The following is a 17,752-nucleotide window of genomic DNA, read 5'->3' as shown; positions in this document are numbered from 1 at the left end:
TCTAATCCGCCTTTCTGTAAATGTAGAACAGGTCGCGGCTGTCGGGAAAGCCGATGAAGCGCGGGATCAGATCGCCGCGGCCCGTGGTCTTGTCGTTCGCGCTCATGGCGGTGATCAGATGCTCGACCCGCATCTCGCCGCCGCGCGGCACATAAAGCGCCAGGTAGGTCAGTTCCGGCGCGTTCATGTCCAGCAGCATAGCATAATCGCAGCCATAGGCCTGAAAAGTCCGCGCCATGGCCGAGGGCGTGGCGGCGGAGAAATAGGCGTAGACGAGATAGCGCCGGCCGCTCTTGCTCTGCAGGCAGGCGCCCGCGCGCAGGGTGCGCAGATCGGCATTGGCCGAGCCCGACCAGTTGCCCGGCCCCCATTGGGTCACGCGCGGCCCGGGGATGCCCCCCTCGATCAGCGCCACGCCGTTCTGCCGCGCCCAGCGCAGCCTTGGCAGCAGCGCGTTGTCCTTCACCGTCCAGGTCTTCATCCCGATCTGGCCGTCATCCAGCATGTAGAGCGTGGAGAGGTCCGGCCAGAGCTTGGAAAAGATCACCCCATCCTCGATGAAGCCGTAATGCCGGCCCTTGTAAGCCTCGCGCAGGTCGCCGTATTTGAACGCCCCGTGCGAACGCTTGAAGCCGGCGGCGAAGGCCGCCACCGTGCGCCCCACCTCGGCCGGGCTGACCATGCCCGAGCGCATCAGCGGCGCCGAGCTGGCGATCCCGTCAGGCCCCGGCAGGCCCTTGACGCGCACGTTCCAGGGCGGGCGCGGCGACCAGTCGAGACGCGGGTGGTCGGTGCCCAGCGCGAAACCCATGCCATAGCGCGACAGGTCGAAGGCGACGAAGAAATCCACCGCGCCGCTCTCCACCCCGTCCAGCCAGTTGGCGGTGCCGGGACCCTTCAGCACCTCCTCGCTGATCGCGCGCGGCTGTATGGCGCTGGCAAAGACCCCGGGCAGACCGACCACCGGATACCACGCGCCCTGCGACAGGTTGCCCTTGTCGGTATTGCCCAGCGCCAGCCCCAGCCCCGAGGGCGCGATGCGCGAACTGGCGTGGGCCGCAGCGATGCGCGCGGGCGCCGGCCCGTCGGGCGCGGTGGCGCCGGGGGCGCCATTGGTGACCTTGCCGGTCTCGATGAAGCTGTCCTTGTAAAGCGTGTCGCGCACGATACGCACGATCTGCTCGCCGGCCCAGACATGGTCACGCAGGAAATCGGTGACCCCCTCCAGCGTCGAGCGCGTCCCCGACGCCTTGTTGAGCAGGAAAAGCCCTCCGCCGCAGATCGGCGCGAAGGGCAGGCCGGTGGCGCGCGCGCGCGCCAGCTCGGGATTATCCCCCGCCCAGGGTATGCATTGCTTCCCGGAAACCGCCAGCGCGGGGCCGGCGCCCAGCGTCACCGTCCGCCCCTCGGGGTCGGGGTTTTCCAGGTGGTAATCCTGCCCGCCCACCCGCAGCAGGAACCAGGCGTTGATGTTGGGGTTGAGGTTGATCAACTCGACCGCGCCGCCGCTGTCCAGCGCCGCGCTCTGGGAGGTGCGAAACGGCTGAAGCTCGATGATCGTCTTGGGCACGTCGGCCACATATTGCGCCCATTGCTCGGGCGGGGCGGCGGGATGGCGGGCCTGCGCCCCCTCCTGCGCCTGCGCCGTGCCCGCGGTTGCCAGGGCGATGAGCGCCCCTGCCCGCCAGGCGCGCCCAAGTCCGCCGAAAATGCTGCGACGAATATCTCGCGTCATCGAAATCCTCCCTCTCAAAACACCAGCCGGGCCAGTTTCAGCGCGCCGCGCTTCCACGGCACGCGATGGGTCACGCCCGAGGCTTTGGAAATCGTGTTCCGGTTGGCCACATACCAGTCGTAGTTGCGGATCAGCGCCTCGCGATTGGAATAGCGCGGGGTGAAGCCCAGCCTGTCGCGGATCTTGTCGGTGCCCACGAAACTGTCCTTGGCGGCGGTCTCGTAGACCCAGGCGTAAAGCGGCGACAGGTGCAGTTTCTCAAGCACGCGCAGGATGGCGATGGCAGGCCCGACCGGCAGGCCGACGATGCGCTTGCCAAAGCCCGCGCGCTCAAGCACCGCCTGGAAATCCTGGCGCATGGTGGTGAAGTCCTCGGCGCCGACGTTGAAGACGTCGTTCACGCGGTCCCGCTCCATCGTGGCGCAGCGGTAGATCGCCTCGCACAGATCCTCGACATCGAGCAACTGATAGCGGTTGTCGCCCGATCCCAGCACCGGGAAATTGTGCCCCGAGGCGGCGAAATCGTAGAGCAGCTCGAACACGCCCAGCCGCTCCGGCCCGATGAAGGATTTCGGCCGCAGCACCGAGACGCACATGCCGCGGTCGCGGAATTCCGAACAGACCGCCTCGGCCTCGATCTTGGCGTGGCCGTAGGGGCCGACGCCTGAAACCGGGTCGTGTTCGTAGATCGGGTGATGGTCGGGAACGCCGTAGACGGCGGTGGATGAGATATGGATGAACCGCTCCACCCCCGCGGCCTCGGCGGCCTCCAGCAGCACGCGGGTGCCCTGCACCTCGGTGGAGTGGATCTCCTCGGGCGTGTAGAGCGGCAGCGCGGCGGCGCAATGCACCACGATCTTCACCCCCGCCATCGCCCGTGCGGCGGTTTCGGGGTCGCGGATGTCACCGCGGATTTCCTCGATCTGCGGCGCCTCAGGATAGTCGAAGGGCATCAGGTCCAGACTGCGCACCGCATGGCCGCGCGCCAGCAGGTAGCGCACCAGGTTGATACCCAGGAAGCCCGACCCGCCGGTCACCAGCACCGGGGCGCCCGGCGCGCCCCCGCCCGCGGCCCCCTCGGCCGCATATGCCATCGCCGCGCCTGCCCCGCTTGCCTTCATCATCCGCACCTGCCATGTCTCCTTCTCGCCGGGCGGCGCGATGCCGCCCTGCACCTGTTCGCGCGCCAATCGTGTTGACCGCGCCGCCGTGGCACAATGATCTGCATCAAGACCACGGACAGCCCCGGAGCCCCGCCATGACCGGAACACGCCCCCGCCCCAGCGCCCCGCCTCCCGAGGCATTGATCGTGGCCCACGGCCAGCCCGGCGACCCCGCGCCGGCCGAGGCCGAGATCGCGGCGCTGGCCCGCCGGGTCGGCGCCGAACTGCCCGGCTGGCGGGTCCGCGGCGCGACGCTGGCCGCGCCCGGCGCGCTGGAGGCGGCGTTGGGCGCCTGTGCCGCGCCGCCGCTGGTCTACCCGCTGTTCATGACCGACGGCTGGTTCGTGACCTCGCAGCTGCCCGCGCGGCTGGGGAACCGGGCGGGGCGCGTGCTGGCGCCGCTCGGCCTCGACCCCGCGCTGCCCGCCCTGGCGGCGGGGGCGCTGACGCAGGCTGCCCGGGCGCGCGGCTGGGCCAGCCGCGAGAGCAGGGTGATCATCGCCGGCCACGGCTCGGGGCGCAGCCGGAATTCGGCCCGCGCGACGGAGGGCTTCGCCCGCGCGCTGGCCGCGCTGACCGATTTCGCCGACATCCGCACCGGCTATGTCGAGGAGCCTCCCTTCCTGCGCGACGCCGCCGCCGGGATGGGCGCGCAGGCGCTGTGCCTGCCCTTCTTCGCCGCCCGCCGCGGCCATGTGATCGACGACATCCCCGCGGCGCTGGAGGCCGCCGCTTTCGCCGGCGACATCCTCGACCCGATCGGGCTGCACCCCGGCGTGCCCGCCCTGATCGCCCGTGCCCTGCGCGCCGCGGCGCCGCCCCGACCCTCCTCCGAGACGGCACCGCCAAGGCCGTAAATCCCCTCAGACAAAAGAACTTTGCCATTCCCGCGCGTTGCGCGGAGACCCGGGTTAGGCTAGACTGCCGCTGTAACAGGACCTCCGCCCTAACCGGAGGCCGTCGGCGAGGAAGCAGTTGAAGAGACCGCAAGCCTGTCCCGTGATGGCCGCGTCTCCCCCCATCAAGAGATCACATGGCGCGTTTCCCGAGATCGAGATCTGTCCAAAATGGCGCATTGCGCCACATGAAATGCAGTCTACTCTATATGTGAATAAATTAGTTAATTGGTTCTGAGGGATAGGGAAGGTAACCGGCCATGGAAAATCAGCAGACGGCCATTGTGACCGGCGGCGCCGGGTTCTTGGGTTCGCATCTGTGCGACCGCCTGCTGGAGGACGGTTTCAGGGTCATCTGCATCGACAGCCTGCTGACCGGCAGTCTGGACAACATCGCGCATCTGGTGGACCGGCCGGATTTCCAGTTCATCCAGCACGACATCATCCAGCCGCTGCACCTGCCGGGCCGGGTCGACCGGATCTACAACCTCGCCTGCCCAGCCTCGCCGGCGAAATACACGCTTGACCCCGTGCACACGTTCAACACCAGCGTGATCGGGGGGCAAAACATGCTGAACATGGCCCTCGACAAGGGCGCGCGGATCCTGCAAGCCTCCACCTCCGAGGTCTATGGCGACCCCTCGGTCAGAACCCAGTCCGAGGACTACCGGGGCAACGTCAACACGGTCGGCCCGCGCTCCTGCTACGACGAGGGCAAGCGCGCCGCCGAGACTCTGTTCCACGATTTCCGCCAGCGCTACGGGCTGATCACCAAGATCGTGCGCATCTTCAACACCTATGGCCCGCGGATGAGCGCCGATGACGGGCGGGTGGTGTCGAACTTCATCGTTCAGGCGCTGCGCGGCGAGGACATCACGATCTATGGCGACGGCGAGCAGACGCGCTCCTTCTGCTATGTCGAGGACCTCATCCGGGGCATGTGCCGCATGATGGACACGCCGGACGAGATCGCCGGCCCCGTCAACCTCGGCAATCCCGAGGAATACACGGTCAACGAACTGGCCCAGATGATCCTGCGGAAGACCGGCTCGTCGTCGAAACTGACCTACCGGGATCGGCCGATCGACGATCCCTATCACCGCAGACCAGACATCACCCTGGCCAGGGAACTCCTGAATTGCCGCCCGCGGGTGGACATTTCGGAAGGACTTGACCTGACGATCGCCTATTTCCGCGACCTGTTGCTCGGCCCGGGCCAACTGCGCGTCGTGGCGGGCGGATGACGGCAGCGCGGGTCCTGGTCACCGGCGGCGCCGGGTTCATCGGCAGCCATGCCTGCAAGGCGCTGGCCGCCGCGGGTTTCACACCGGTGACATTGGACAACCTGTGCACCGGCAACCGCGAGGACGTGCGCTGGGGGCCCCTGATCGAGGCCGACGTGCGCGACACGGACAGGGTGGCAGCGGCGCTGGATGAGCACCGGATCGACGCGGTGATGCATTTCGCCGCCTTCGCCTATGTCGGCGAATCGGTGATCAGGCCGGAGGCGTATTACGACAACAACGTGGGCGGCATCCTCAGCCTGCTCCGCGCCTGCCGCAGCCGCGGCGTCGGCCGGATCGTGTTCAGCAGCAGCTGCGCCACATACGGCATTCCCGACATCCTGCCCATCACCGAGGATGCGCCGCAGACCCCGATCAACCCTTATGGCCGGACCAAGCTGATCGGCGAGCAGATGCTGCGCGACTTCTCTGCGGCCTATGGCATGACCCATGTCATCCTGCGCTATTTCAACGCCTGCGGCGCCGACCCCGACGGCGAACTCAGCGAAAAGCACCGCCCCGAGACCCATCTGATCCCGCTGGCCCTGATGGCCGCCGGCGGCGCGCTGGCGCATCTCGACATCTACGGCGACGACTACCCGACGCCGGACGGCACCTGCATCCGCGACTATGTGCATGTCTGTGACCTGGCAGACGGCCATGTCGCGGCGCTGAACCACCTGCTGGGCGGCGGGGGCAGCCTGGCGCTGAACCTCGGCAGCGGCACCGGCAGCTCCATCCTCGAGGTGACCCGCGCCATCCGCGAGGTCACCGGACGCGAGGTGCCCACGCGGATCGGGCCGCGCCGCCCCGGCGACCCGCCGGTGCTCTACGCCGACACGGCGCGGGCGGAACGTGCGCTGGGCTTCCGGCCCCGCCTGTCCGACCTCGCCACGATCATCCGCCATGCCGCGCCGACCTTCGGCGTCGAGGTCCGAGATGCCCGCCACGCCTGAACGCCGCTCCGCCCCCGCGCAGGGCGGCGGCAGAACGCTCGAACCTCTCCTGAGCCGCCGCGCGCGCTGGAAATACCGCGTCGCCATCGCGCTCTGGATCGCGCTGATCGGGAATTTCTGGCTGTGGTGGCTGGAGCCCGGCAACATGATCGGCGCCGTTCGCTATATCACCGTCACCGCCGCCGTGGGCTGGATCTTCTTCCTGCAGGTGTATTTCCTGCTGATCTTCCCGCGCGCCAGCCGCACCGCCCACAGGGTCGAGGATCTGGGTCCGGCGCGGGTGGCGATGGTCACCACCAAGACCCCGGCCGAGCCCTTCCCCGTGGTGCGCCAGACGCTGGAGGCGATGCTGGCGCAGGACTATCCCCACGACACCTGGCTGGCCGACGAGGACCCGCAGCCCGAGACCGTCGAATGGTGCGAGACGCACGGCGTCCGGATTTCCACCCGCAAGGACCGGCCCGACTACCACCGCAGCGAATGGCCCCGGCGAACCCGCTGCAAGGAGGGTAACCTCGCCTTCTTCTACGACACCTACGGCTACGAGAATTACGATTTCGTCTCGCAGCTCGACGCCGACCATGTGCCCGATCCGGGCTATCTGCGGGCCATGCTGGAGCCCTTCGGCGATCCCGCCGTGGGCTATGTCAGCGCGCCCAGCATCTGTTCGCGCAACGCCGGCCGAAGCTGGGCGGCGCGCACCCGGCTCTATTCGGAATCGATGTTCCATGGCGCGCTGCAGTCGGGCTACAGCAACGGCTGGGCGCCGATGTGCATCGGCTCGCATTACGCGGTGCGCACCGCCGCGCTGAAGCAGATCGGCGGGCTCGGGCCCGAGCTGGCCGAGGATCACTCGACCTCGCTGATGATGAATTCCTTCGGCTGGAAGGGTGTGCACGCCATCGACGCCATCGCCCATGGCGACGGGCCGGCGACCTTCGCCGACATGCTGACGCAGGAATTCCAGTGGTCGCGCAGCCTCGTCAGCCTGCTGCTGCGCTACACGCCGCGCTATTTCGCCGGGCTGCGGCCGCTGCTGAAATTCCAGTTCCTGTTCTCGCAGCTCTGGTATCCGCTGTTTGCGGGCTTCATGGCGCTGACCTTCCTGATCCCGCTGCTGGCAGTGGTGTTCGACATGCGCTTCGCGGACATCACCTATCCGGCCTTCCTCGGGCACAGCGTTCCGCCGATGCTGGTGCTCATCTGGATCGCCTACCAGGTGCGCGGCAACGGGTTGTTCCGCCCGCGCGACGGCAAGGTGCTGAGCTGGGAGCGCGCGCTGTTCGCCTGCGCCCAGTGGCCCTGGGTGCTGTGGGGCTGTCTGATGGCGGTGCGCGACCGGCTGACCGGGGGATTCGTCGATTTCCGCATCACCCCCAAGGGCGATGCCGCCGCCGCCGAACTGCCGGCCCGGGTTCTGGCGCCCTATTTCCTGCTGGCCGCAGGGTCGAGCCTGCCGGTCTGGCTGATCGACGACGTGCACGAGGCGGCGGGGTTCTACCTGCTGTCGCTGATCAACGCCCTGCTCTACACGGTGCTCTTCACCATCGTCATCGTGCACCACCTGAGGGAGAACCGGATTCCGCTGCTGTCCAACTTCCCGCGCCACGGGCTGCAGATGCTGACCATCGCGGGGCTGTTCGCGCTGATCGTCCTCGGCGGCTCGGCCCGCGGCATGCAGGGGCTTCATTATTTGTCAACGGGACTGGGCCGATACCAGTTTACCGAAATCCGTTTCGTTGTTTCCGGCGCGGGTATGGGCGAACCGGGCACTGTGCGATACACTATTGATTACGAACGGTTGTCGGAAATGGCATCCGAATTCGCAGCGCTCTTTAGGAGGAGTAAAAATGGATTTCAAGAAATCATGGCTGATTAGGGCCGCTCGCCCTCTGGTGGTCGCGTTCGCCGCGATCTCGGCATTCGCCGGACCGGCCGCGGCCGCGCCCAAGGGCGAGATGCCCTTTGGCATTTACGACCCTGATGGCGAATTCTCGGATGACCCGGAAGTCACCATCGAGCACCTCTTCCTCCCCTGGGAAGACGTCTTCCTGCCGAGCCTGATCGAGGCCGACGCCTACGCGCTGGAGCGGGGCCGCTCCGTTCTCGTGACGATCGAGCCCTGGACCTGGAGCCGCAGCGAGCGCAACACGCCCGAACGGCTGATGCGCGGCATCCGCACCGGCGAATACGACCGCTACATGAGTTCGATATGCGCCGTGCTCAACCTGTTCGAAAGCCCCGTCACCGTGCGCTGGGCGCAAGAGATGGAGGACGAGAGCGGCCAGTTCATCTGGGCCAACTGGGAGCCCCAGACCTACATCGACGCCTACAAGCGCATGGTCGATGTCTGCCGCGCCCAGGCGCCGAACCTGAACTTCATGTGGTCGCCGCTGGGCTATGACGACCTGGCCGAATACTACCCCGGCGACGACTATGTCGATCTCGTCGGCCTGTCGGTCTTCGGGTTGCAGGCGTGGGAGCGCGACATCCTGGGCAAGGAGCAATCCTTCAAGGACATCCTCGGCCCGCGCTACGAGATGGCCGACAAGTTCGGCAAGCCGATCGTCGTGGCCGAACTGGGCTATGTCGGGAACCAGGCCTATGTCGACAAGTGGGATTCCGAGATCCGGGTGAAATACCCTGAATTCCCGAACCTCCGCGCGGTGGTCTATTTCAACCAGGTCGAGGTCTACCCCTGGCCCGATGGCTATGGCCGCCCGAACTGGAAGTTCCGCGCACATGTGATCGGCGAATAATCGCCGCCTCGGCCCGCCCGGCTTGCCCGGGCGGCGCCGGCCTTTTAAGAAAACCGATGTGGCAGAAGCGGACGACGCGCTTTTGCCACATTTCGTATGAGGCAGAACCCAAATAAGCCACGATCAACGGGCACACTCAGGCAGCGATTACTCCCGCAAAGTTGCCGCTTTTCCGGTCTGTCCCTGCGGGAACCTGGAATTAGCAGTGTGAGGATCAAGCAGTGAACACCCATAAGTTTTCAGCCCGCCGCCCCGCCGCCGCCGGCCTGGCCGCCCTTTTCCTTGGCATCTCCCTCCTGCCGCTGCCCGGCTGCGCGAACAGCGACACGCCGGCGGCTGAGGCCGCCAGCGCCAGCCGCGCGACGGCGGATTCCGTGGCGCTCTGGCTCAACCCGGTCAAGCAGCCCAGCGCCGATGTCGCGCGCCAGCGCCTGCTGGCCCGCAGCCTGGACAGCCGCCACGGCAACGGCAGCTACATCTGCTCGGCCAGCGGCTTCGGCCAGCGCTCCACCTGTTTTTCGCGCTGAGGCCGGCGGCCTCGGCCCGGGCACGATCGCCGCGGGCTGAGCACCGGCAACGGCACGGCCGATACAGGCGCGTTCGATCTCAGGCATCCTGGGGCGCGCGCCGCTTTCCGGCGCCCGCCATCAGCTGGGTCCGGGAAATGCGGCGGATCGTGCGGAAGATGTCGTCCAGCGCCTCGGTCAGCTCGATCTCGCGGGCATAGGTGGGCAGCCGCCGCGGCTCCTGGGTGCGCAGCCGCTGCATCTGGTGACGCGAGACCTCCTCGATTCGCTGTGTGACCTCCTCCTTCATGGCGCGCACCGCCGCCGCGCGGTCGAGATCGCCCTCCTCCAGCGCCTGCAGGCTGCCCATGAGCGCCTTGTGCACCTCGTCGTGCAGGTGGCGTAGCACGCCCAGCGTGGCCGGGCTGATCACCACGTTCTCGTCGATCCGCTTGCGCGCCGAGGTGACCATGCCGATGGCGATCTGGTCGCCGATATGCTCCAGGTCGTTGGCGATCTTCATATAGGCCATCAGCAGTTCGGACTGCTCGGACGTCAGGTCGCCCAGGCTGATCTGGCGCAGATAGCCGAGGATCTCGCGGTGCAGCAGATCGACGGGCCGGTCCATCACCCGCAGCCTGTCGATCTGTAGCGGGCTGCCGGTCAGCAGGGTCGGGAAGGCGGCGGCGTACATCTCGCGCACCAGCGCGCCGAGGCGCAGGATCTCCAGCCGCGCGGCATCGAGCGCGATCGCCGGCACCCCCAGAAGCTGCGGATCGAGATGGCGCGGCGCGTAGCGCGGCTCGATCTTCGGCGGGCGCATCGGCACCAGACGCTCCACCAGCCGGGTGATCTGCGGCGTGAAGCCGATGAAGACCAGGGCGTTGACGACGTTGAAGAAGGTGTGCGCGTTGGCGATCTGGCGCGGCACCTCGGCCAGGCTGCGCGCAACGCCGTCAAGATCGGGCCGAACCGGCGAGATCGCCCGCGCCAGCCCGGCCAGCTGATCGGTGAAGCCGATCCAGATGACCACGCCCACCACGTTGAACAGCGTGTGCACCAGCGCCGCGCGCACCGCCTCGCGCGGCTTGCCGATGGCGGCCAGCAGGGCGGTCACGCAGGTGCCGATATTGGCTCCCAGCGCCAGCGCGATCGCCGGCTCCAGCCCGACCAGCCCCTGCCCCGCCATGACGATCAGGATGCCCGTCGTGGCCGAGGAGGACTGGACGATCGCGGTGAACCCGGCCCCCACCAGCGCCGCCATCGCCGGGCTTTCCAGCGACGCCATCACGTCGAGAAAGGGCGGGTAGCTCCGCAGCGGCGAAACGGCGTCGCTCATGATCGACATGCCGAAGAACACCAGCCCCATGCCCAGCGCGATCCGCCCGTATTCCCGGAAATCCGCGCGGGTCGCCAGGAAGGAGACGAAGAAGCCCGCCGACAGGATCGGCAGCGCCAGCGCGGTGACCTTGAAGGCCAGGATCTGCGCCGTGACCGTGGTGCCGATATTGGCGCCGAGGATCATCGCCACGCTCTGAGACATGCTCATCAGCCCGGCCGAGATGAAGCCCACCAGCAGCACCGTGGTCACCGACGAGGACTGGATGACAGCCGTCACGAGCGCCCCGGCCGTCAGGCCGAGAAAGCGGTTGCGGGTCATCCGCGCCAGCAGCGCCTTGAGATAGTCGCCGGCGACCTGCTTGAGCGCCTGGGCCAGGATGTCCATGCCGAACAGGAACAGCGCCAGCCCGCCGACAAGCCCGGTCGCGAGGGCCAACTCGTCGATGCCGATCATGGCCTGCCCGCGCGGCTCAGGCGTCCCGTTGCGATCAGACTGCGATCATTGCTCATGGCATCATCATGCCACGGATGGTGAAAAAGAACATCGCGGCCAGCGTCGCGGCCAGCGGCACGGTGATCAGCCAGGCCGCGACGATGCGCAGGATCAGCGCGCGCTTGACCAGCTCGATCCGGTGCACCTGCCGCAGGCCCTTGCGCTCGCTCTTGGCCAGCAGCCGCTTGCCGGCCGCCGAGGCGCGCTTCAGCTCGCGCAGCATCTCGCCCTTGGTGGTGACGTCGGCGGCCTCGAATTTCGACAGAAATGCCTCGACCGCCTCCGGGTGCTCGTCGACGTGATGCTCGCGGATCTCGTCCAGCATCCGCGCATAGCTCGATTTGATGTATTCGCGCAGGAAGCCGACGCCGAACACGCCGCCCACCGCGATATGGGTGGAACTGACCGGCAGGCCCAGCTGCGAGGCGATGATCACCGTGATCGCGGCCGCCATGGCGATGCAGAAGGCGCGCATCTTGTCGAGTTCGGTGATCTCGCTGCCGACGGTGCGGATCAGCTTGGGCCCGAACAGCGCCAGCCCCAGCGAAATGCCCAGCGCGCCCACCAGCATCACCCAGACCGGGATCGCCGCCTTGGCCGCCACCGCGCCGCCCACGATCGCCTCGTTGATGCCCGCCAGCGGCCCGACCGCGTTGGCCACGTCATTGGCGCCATGCGCGAAGCTCAGCAGCGCGGCGGCGAAGATCAGGGGCACGGTGAACAGCTCGTTCACGCTGTCCTTGTGGTTGGCCAGCCCTTCGGTCCGGCGCAGGATGCGAGGGCGCAGCAGCGCGTAGGTGGCCAGCCCCGCCCCCAGCCCGATCAGCGTGGCCATGCCGAAGGAGACCTTCCAGATCTGCGTGACGCCCTTCAGCATCAGGTATGTGGCAAAGGCCCAGGCCATCAGCGCGACGAGGATGGGCACCATCCGCCGCGCCGCGCCCAGAATGTCCGAGCGGTAGGTGATCGTGCGCTTGATCAGATAGAGGAAGCCGGCCGCGATCAGCCCGCCCATGACCGGCGAGATCACCCAGCTCGCCGCGATCTGGCCCACCTGCCCCCAATCCGCGATCGACCAGCCGCTGGCGGCGATCCCCGCCCCCAGCACGCCACCGACGATGGAATGGGTGGTCGAGACCGGCGCGCCCACGGCGGTGGCGAAATTCAGCCACACCGCCGCGGCCAGCAGCGCCGCCATCATCACCCAGACGAAGGTGTCGCGGTCGGCCACCATCGCGGGGTCGATGATCCCCTTCTTGATGGTGCCCACCACATCGCCGCCGGCCACGATGGCGCCACCCGCCTCGAAAAAGGCGGCGATGGCGATGGCGCCGGTCAGGGTGATCGCCTGCGAGCCGACCGCCGGGCCGACATTGTTGGCCACGTCGTTGGCGCCGATGTTCATCGCCATGTAACCGCCGATCATGGCGGCGATGACCAGCAGCACGCTGTCGTGCCCGCCCTCGGCCCGGACGATGGTGAACAACATGACCGCCGCCATGAAGATCAGCGCCGTGCCGAAGCGGAACAGTTCCGCGCGATTGATCCGGACGGCGGATTCCACCTTGTCGGTTTGCAGCAATGCCTCACCCTCCCCACACTGCCGGTCGCTACTTACAGCGGCATTAGTTTGCCGGGTGTCTGGCAGCGGCAATGATTCAGATCAAGTCGTCAACAGGTTGCGGGGGGTGGCCCGCGCCGGCCGGGGCACCGGGAGGATGGCCCGCGGCCACGGAACTGGTAGTATCCCAGGCGACGGCCCCGCAAGTCGGATGGACACGCGCGACGGCAGTGGCGCGGGGCCGCGCCCGGCGCGTTCGGGCGAAACCGCGCAACGGAACAGGACAGGCATGACGCCGCAATACCACCCCTTTCTGGCGAACGGCCCCTCCGGCGATCCGGTCGTCTATGTGGCATTCCGGTTTTCGAAACGCGCGATCCTGTTCGATCTCGGCGACATCACCGCGCTGCCGGTGAAAAAGATCCTGCGCATCACCGATGTCTTCGTCTCGCATATGCATGTGGACCACCTGATCGGGTTCGATCACCTGCTGCGCGTGCTGATCGGGCGGGCGCGGCGGGTGCGGCTCTTTGGCCCCGAGGGGCTGATCGCCGCGATTGGCCACAAGCTCGCCGCCTATAGCTGGAACCTCGCCCACCGCGTGCCCGGCAACCTGACCTTCATCGTCACCGAGACCGCCGAGGATGGCACCTCGCGGCGCGCCGAGTTCCGGCTGGCGGACCGTTTCCGTGCCAGCGGCGAAAGCACCTTCCCCCTCGACGGCGACATCGTGCATGCGGAGGAAGCCCTGACCGTGCGCCGGGCCAGCCTCGATCACGGCATCCCGTCCATCGCCTACGCCCTGCAGGAGCGCAGCCATGTGAACCTGTGGAAGAACCGGCTGGACGCGCTCGGGCTGGGCACCGGCCCCTGGCTGAACGAGCTGAAGGCCGCGGCCCTGCGCGGCGACCCGGACGACCGGATCATCCGCGCGGCGTGGAAGACCCCAGGGGGCGTCGCTGAGCGCAACCTCCCCCTCGGCCTGCTCAGGCGCGAGTGCCTGCGCTTCGAGCCGGGGCAGAAGATCGCCTATGTCACCGACGCCCGGCACACGCAGGAGAACCAGCGCCGGATCGTCGCGCTGGCCCGGGATGCCGACCTGCTGTTCATCGAGACCACCTTCGCCGCCGGCGAGGACGCGCTGGCGCTGGAGCGCGGCCACCTGACCGCCGGCCAGGCCGGGCGGCTGGCCCGCCGCGCCGGCGCGCGCCGGGCCGAACCCATGCATATCTCGCCGCGCTACGCGGGGGTGGAGGATCAGATCCTGGCCCAGTTCGCCCGCGCCTTCGCAGGGCAGGAGACCCCGAGCGCCGGCGCCTAGGGCAGGAAGCCGCCGGTGGCGGCAAGCTTGCGCGGCAGGTAATCCTCGATCACATAGTTCAGCCCCCACTTCGCCAGCGCCTGCTGTTCGGCGCGCACCCCCATCCCGAGCAGCTGCTCGATGGCTGCGACCCATGCGGGGTTCGACCGGATGAAGGGGTCGTTCTTCAGCGCGTCGCGGGCGCGCTTGATATCGGTCTTCGACAGCGGGTGGGTGGCATCCTCCAGCCCGAAATCGAGGATGTCCTGCGGCGTCACCCCCAGGAACCGCGCCTGCGGCACGCAGAAGAAGCGGTTGATATGTGCGGCATTGCCCGATCCGACCTTGAGCGTGCGGTAGATATTGGTGAAGCCGTAGGGGTCGCAATCCACGAAGCAATAGACCGGCAGGTCCGCGTTGTCCGCCAGGCGCCGGATGAAGCGCCGCGTCGATCGGGTGGGCACGCCGCCCATCTCGACCAGGATGCAGTTGGCGCTGTCCCAGAAGCGGTGGTTGTTGAGGCGCTGGAACATGCCGCCGGTCTCGATCGCCAGGATGAAGCGGGCCCCGGTGCGGAACTCCAGCCCCTCGACCGAGCGCGGGATGGCATAGGCGCCGCTGCCCAGACGGGCGCAGTCGATCTCGATCGTCTCGCCGGTGGCGGGGTTGCGGTCGATCACGCTCAGCGCGCCCGCGACCGCGCCGCCATGCGCCTCGGGGTAGAATCTCAGCTGTTCGCGCGAGAGGCCATGCATCGAGGCCAGCGCCTCGATATCGTCCATGATGGCGTCGGACTCGGCCTGCTTGTCGAACCGGCAATCGCCCCAGTTCTTTGAGATGTAATAGGCCTCGCGCTTGGTGGCGAAATCGTCGTTCTCGACCATGCTCTGCGACGTCGCCATCAGCCGCAGGGTCTGCGCGAAGGAGCGGGCGGTGTTCACCGTCAGGGTGCGCGTCTTGCGCGCCGCGCCAAGTTCGAAATAGCCCTTCGCGGCGTCGTAGCTGACGTTGCGCAGGCTGCGCACCGGCAGCCTGATGGAGGGCAGCCGCCCAGCCTCGATGCTGGCGCGGATCCCGGCCGCGACCTCGCGGATCAGGGCGATGGTCTTTTCGTCCAGCGCGCGGGGCGCGGCCCCGTCGGGCTTGTCGCTCATGTCGCGGCCCCCCGTTTCATCCGGCTTTCGTGCATCACATCGTCGAGCCGTTGCATCGCGCGGTCGCGCTCGTCGTCGCTCAGCGACAGGATCTCCTGCAAGGCGCCGCCGATATGCGGCAGATAGCGCTCGATATAGGCGCGGCGCTCGTATTCGCGCTTCAGCTGCGCCTTGCGGTGCAGGTATTGCGCCAGGTCGCGCCCGCATTGCTGAAGGCCCAGAACGATCTCGCGGAAAATTTCCGGGGTGGGCTCGATCGCCTCCTTGGCCTCCGAGGTATAGGGCACCCAGACCGAGGCGACATGGACCAGAACCGCCATCGGCCCGACCGGCAGCCCGCCCTTGGGCTGGCGCAGCCCGTAGCCGCGCCAGTTGGTGTGGATCACCGCCTTGGCGATGGCGCAGCTCGACTGCTGATAAAGCAGCGGCACCCGGTTGGCGTAGCGCAGCAGGTAGACCGGCGCGTCGCGCTCGCCCAGCAGGTCCTCGCCGGTCCCGCGCGCCCGCGTCCTGTGCATGTGACCGCTGTCGTCGACCTCCACATGCGCCTCGCCCGGCCGGCCATAAGCCAGCGCCACCTCCACCTGGAACGGGTTGCCGCGATAGGTGGCGGCGGGCCGCGTGGTGACGGCGTAGAAATCCGCCGGCACCTCGCCCTGCAACCCCTTCAGCAGTTGCGCCTCGCCGATGGGCACGATGCAGTCGGTCCGGGGCGCGGCGATCGGGGTTTTCTCGATGGCCCGGTGCAGCGCGACCGCCTGGGCGTGGGCGATGTGCCTGGGATAGGAGCGCGCGGAGACCCGCCGGCCCGCCGCGGCGATGATCCGCGCGGCGGTCTTGTCGCCCACGCTTGAGAATTCCTGCACCAGAAAGCGCGCGAGCGAACGCGCCTCGGTCGCGCTGAGCATCTGGATCAGCCGGCCCAGCTCCAGCCCGTAGGGGTGCGGCTTGATCTCCCTCGGGCGGGGCGGCAGCGTGTCGATGCTGCGCGGGAAGGCCAGCCGGTGCCCCTCCATCCCCTCGAAGACGATCGAGACATGCGGATTGGCGATGGCGGTCTGGCGCAGATAGGCGTCGATCGAATGCGGCCCGGACTGGTAGTGGCCCTCCAGCTCGATCTCGACGCGGGTGCCGTGCGGGCGATCCCACTTGAGGCGCTTCTTGCGGTGCACGTCGGGGCGGTTCTTCCGGGTGTCGATGGCGACGTAAAGCTCGGTCGCCTTCGCCTCGCCCGCGATGCGGCTGAGGATGTGCAGCGGCGCGCCGGTGGTCAGCTGGCCATACATGCCCGCCGCCGAGATCCCCATGCCCTGCTGACCGCGCGACTGGCTGAGCTTGTGGAATTTCGAGCCGTAGAGCAGCTTGCCGAAGATGCGGCCGATCTGCGCCTCGACGATGCCCGGGCCGTTGTCCTCGACCGCGACGGTGTAGATCCGGCCGCGGCGGCTGAGCTCCACGCGGATCTCGGGCAGGATGCCGGCCTCCTCGCAGGCGTCGATGGCGTTGTCCACGGCCTCCTTCACCGCCGTGACCAGCGCCTTGGCCGGCGTGTCGAAGCCCAGCAGATGGCGGTTCTTGAGGAAGAATTCGGAGATCGAGATCTCGCGCTGGCGCGCCGCCATGTCGAAGGCGGTGACGGCGGGCGAAGCGGCGGGGGCGGCGGAGCTAGGCATCGGCGAAATAATGGCGCTTGCACTCGGTCTCGCGGCCGCGGACGATGCGCCTGCCCTCCAGCGGGCCGCGGGTCTCGGTGACCACGGTGCGCTGATGCTCGGGGCCGCCGGGGTGGCCGAAATAGATCACCACCCAGTCGTCGGTGCGGCCGAGATCATGCGCGAGCGCGGTGTTGGAAAAGAGCGCGGTGAAGGACCAGCCGTCGCGGTCCACATGCATCACCGGCAGCCACGCCTCGCCCGAGGGGTTGAACCGGCGCGGCGCGATGCGCTGCAGGCTGCCCGCCTGCGCGCGCTGGCGGTAAAGCGCGTCCACCTCCAGCAGCAGACCCACCGCGGGTTCCTCGTGATCGTCGTCGCCGCGCCGGCGTCGGCGCGCCAGCATGGCGCCGAGCGCGGCCCGGATCGCGGCGGCGCGGCGGGGGCCGATGCCCGGCACCGTCTCCAGCCGCCCGTCATGGGCGGCGATCTCCAGCGCCTCCAGCGTGTCGATATTCAGCGTGTCGTGGATGGCGCGCGCGGTCTCGGGGCCGACGCCGGGGACCGCCTGGAACAGGTTTTCCGGCTCGGACTCGCCGCGCAGCCGTTCGAGCTGCGCCCAGCGCCCGGTCGCCACCATCTCGTCGATGGCGCGGGCCAGCCGCAGGCCGATGTTGGGCAGCGCGATCAGCCCGTCCAGCCCCGCGCGCTCCAGGATGTCCTCGGGGGGCTCGCCGAGAGCGCGGACGGTCTCCGCGGCCATGCGGTAGGCGCGGACCCGGAAGCGGTCCGCCCCCTGCCCCTCCAGCAGTTCGGCCGCCTCCAGCAGGCGGTCGGCGATCTGGTCACGCGACAGCAGGCTTTGCATCATCCCTCCCTTCCGGCGACGGCGCCCGGGGCCGAGTGTGCCCCCGGACGCGCGCCATTTCCACAGTCTTGCGCTGGCGGGCGGA

General features: G+C 68.3%; 14 protein-coding genes. 7 read left to right on the top strand and 7 right to left on the bottom strand.

The annotated features are described in order from the left end of the window. Position 1: 1 nt before the first annotated feature. Both KCI33_RS10500 and KCI33_RS10495 read right to left on the bottom strand, forming a co-directional pair. Positions 2-1,735, bottom strand: a complete 1,734-nt coding sequence (locus KCI33_RS10500; protein ID WP_212524744.1) for a hypothetical protein — start codon at positions 1,733-1,735, stop codon at positions 2-4. A gap of 14 nt (positions 1,736-1,749) precedes the next feature. Then, positions 1,750-2,925 carry an NAD(P)-dependent oxidoreductase gene (locus KCI33_RS10495; RefSeq protein WP_212524743.1) on the bottom strand — a complete coding sequence of 392 codons (1,176 nt, stop codon included), beginning with the start codon at positions 2,923-2,925 and terminating at the stop codon, positions 1,750-1,752. A 68-nt stretch (positions 2,926-2,993) separates the two neighbouring features. Between KCI33_RS10495 and KCI33_RS10490 the strand changes: the two genes are divergently transcribed. The 6 genes from KCI33_RS10490 (at position 2,994) to KCI33_RS10465 (ending at position 9,319) form a co-directional block, all read left to right on the top strand. Next, positions 2,994-3,755, top strand: a complete 762-nt coding sequence (locus KCI33_RS10490) for a CbiX/SirB N-terminal domain-containing protein (RefSeq protein ID WP_212524742.1) — start codon at positions 2,994-2,996, stop codon at positions 3,753-3,755. Between the two features lie 299 nt (positions 3,756-4,054). Next, a complete protein-coding gene (locus KCI33_RS10485) occupies positions 4,055-5,038 on the top strand; it encodes a UDP-glucuronic acid decarboxylase family protein (RefSeq protein ID WP_212524741.1) in 984 nt (327 codons plus the stop codon). Next, positions 5,035-6,033, top strand: a complete 999-nt coding sequence (gene galE, locus KCI33_RS10480; protein WP_212524740.1) for a UDP-glucose 4-epimerase GalE — start codon at positions 5,035-5,037, stop codon at positions 6,031-6,033. Before KCI33_RS10485 ends, galE begins: the two co-directional genes overlap by 4 nt. Further along, positions 6,017-7,912, top strand: a complete 1,896-nt coding sequence (locus KCI33_RS10475; protein ID WP_212524739.1) for a glycosyltransferase family 2 protein — start codon at positions 6,017-6,019, stop codon at positions 7,910-7,912. The genes galE and KCI33_RS10475 overlap by 17 nt, the downstream gene beginning before the upstream one ends. Continuing rightward, on the top strand, positions 7,884-8,792 hold the full coding sequence (locus KCI33_RS10470) for a glycosyl hydrolase (RefSeq protein ID WP_212524738.1): 909 nt from the start codon (positions 7,884-7,886) through the stop codon (positions 8,790-8,792). The genes KCI33_RS10475 and KCI33_RS10470 overlap by 29 nt, the downstream gene beginning before the upstream one ends. A 221-nt stretch (positions 8,793-9,013) precedes the next feature. Beyond that, complete coding sequence (locus KCI33_RS10465; protein WP_212524737.1) at positions 9,014-9,319, top strand: hypothetical protein; 306 nt, start codon at positions 9,014-9,016, stop codon at positions 9,317-9,319. A 79-nt stretch (positions 9,320-9,398) separates the two neighbouring features. Here KCI33_RS10465 and KCI33_RS10460 read toward each other — a convergent pair whose 3' ends face one another. Further along, positions 9,399-11,093 carry a Na/Pi cotransporter family protein gene (locus tag KCI33_RS10460; RefSeq protein ID WP_212524736.1) on the bottom strand — a complete coding sequence of 565 codons (1,695 nt, stop codon included), beginning with the start codon at positions 11,091-11,093 and terminating at the stop codon, positions 9,399-9,401. A gap of 52 nt (positions 11,094-11,145) precedes the next feature. After that, a complete protein-coding gene (locus tag KCI33_RS10455) occupies positions 11,146-12,714 on the bottom strand; it encodes an inorganic phosphate transporter (RefSeq protein ID WP_249139018.1) in 1,569 nt (522 codons plus the stop codon). Between the two features lie 268 nt (positions 12,715-12,982). On the opposite strand from KCI33_RS10455, the gene KCI33_RS10450 reads away from it, so the two are divergent. Next, positions 12,983-14,014, top strand: a complete 1,032-nt coding sequence (locus tag KCI33_RS10450) for an MBL fold metallo-hydrolase (protein ID WP_212524735.1) — start codon at positions 12,983-12,985, stop codon at positions 14,012-14,014. On the opposite strand, the gene KCI33_RS10445 is transcribed toward KCI33_RS10450, so the two are convergent. From KCI33_RS10445 to KCI33_RS10435, 3 genes are read right to left on the bottom strand one after another with little or no spacing between them, the layout of a single operon-like run. Continuing rightward, positions 14,011-15,147 carry a DNA topoisomerase IV subunit A gene (locus KCI33_RS10445; RefSeq protein ID WP_212524734.1) on the bottom strand — a complete coding sequence of 379 codons (1,137 nt, stop codon included), beginning with the start codon at positions 15,145-15,147 and terminating at the stop codon, positions 14,011-14,013. The two genes, KCI33_RS10450 and KCI33_RS10445, sit on opposite strands and share 4 nt — an antisense overlap. Further along, entirely contained in the window at positions 15,144-16,820 is a 1,677-nt protein-coding gene (locus KCI33_RS10440) for a DNA topoisomerase VI subunit B (RefSeq protein WP_212524733.1), read from the bottom strand. The genes KCI33_RS10445 and KCI33_RS10440 overlap by 4 nt, the downstream gene beginning before the upstream one ends. Then, on the bottom strand, positions 16,813-17,670 hold the full coding sequence (locus KCI33_RS10435; protein WP_212524732.1) for a helix-hairpin-helix domain-containing protein: 858 nt from the start codon (positions 17,668-17,670) through the stop codon (positions 16,813-16,815). The genes KCI33_RS10440 and KCI33_RS10435 overlap by 8 nt, the downstream gene beginning before the upstream one ends. Positions 17,671-17,752 lie beyond the last annotated feature (82 nt).

Source organism: Actibacterium sp. MT2.3-13A, from assembly GCF_018139985.1.
Lineage (GTDB): Bacteria > Pseudomonadota > Alphaproteobacteria > Rhodobacterales > Rhodobacteraceae > JAGSOU01.
The sequence above is the reverse complement of the archived record's forward strand: the minus strand, read 5'-3'. Positions and strand labels throughout refer to the sequence as shown.

Excerpts from the sequence above, each read along its gene's own strand:
- KCI33_RS10500 (WP_212524744.1), bottom strand. The coding sequence starts at position 1,735 with ATGACGCGAGATATTCGTCGCAGCATTTTCGGCGGACTTGGGCGCGCC.
- KCI33_RS10490 (WP_212524742.1), top strand. The coding sequence starts at position 2,994 with ATGACCGGAACACGCCCCCGCCCCAGCGCCCCGCCTCCCGAGGCATTG.
- KCI33_RS10485 (WP_212524741.1), top strand. The coding sequence starts at position 4,055 with ATGGAAAATCAGCAGACGGCCATTGTGACCGGCGGCGCCGGGTTCTTG.
- galE (WP_212524740.1), top strand. The coding sequence starts at position 5,035 with ATGACGGCAGCGCGGGTCCTGGTCACCGGCGGCGCCGGGTTCATCGGC.
- KCI33_RS10475 (WP_212524739.1), top strand. The coding sequence starts at position 6,017 with ATGCCCGCCACGCCTGAACGCCGCTCCGCCCCCGCGCAGGGCGGCGGC.
- KCI33_RS10470 (WP_212524738.1), top strand. The coding sequence starts at position 7,884 with ATGGATTTCAAGAAATCATGGCTGATTAGGGCCGCTCGCCCTCTGGTG.
- KCI33_RS10460 (WP_212524736.1), bottom strand. The coding sequence starts at position 11,093 with ATGATCGGCATCGACGAGTTGGCCCTCGCGACCGGGCTTGTCGGCGGG.
- KCI33_RS10450 (WP_212524735.1), top strand. The coding sequence starts at position 12,983 with ATGACGCCGCAATACCACCCCTTTCTGGCGAACGGCCCCTCCGGCGAT.
- KCI33_RS10445 (WP_212524734.1), bottom strand. The coding sequence starts at position 15,147 with ATGAGCGACAAGCCCGACGGGGCCGCGCCCCGCGCGCTGGACGAAAAG.
- KCI33_RS10440 (WP_212524733.1), bottom strand. The coding sequence starts at position 16,820 with ATGCCTAGCTCCGCCGCCCCCGCCGCTTCGCCCGCCGTCACCGCCTTC.
- KCI33_RS10435 (WP_212524732.1), bottom strand. The coding sequence starts at position 17,670 with ATGATGCAAAGCCTGCTGTCGCGTGACCAGATCGCCGACCGCCTGCTG.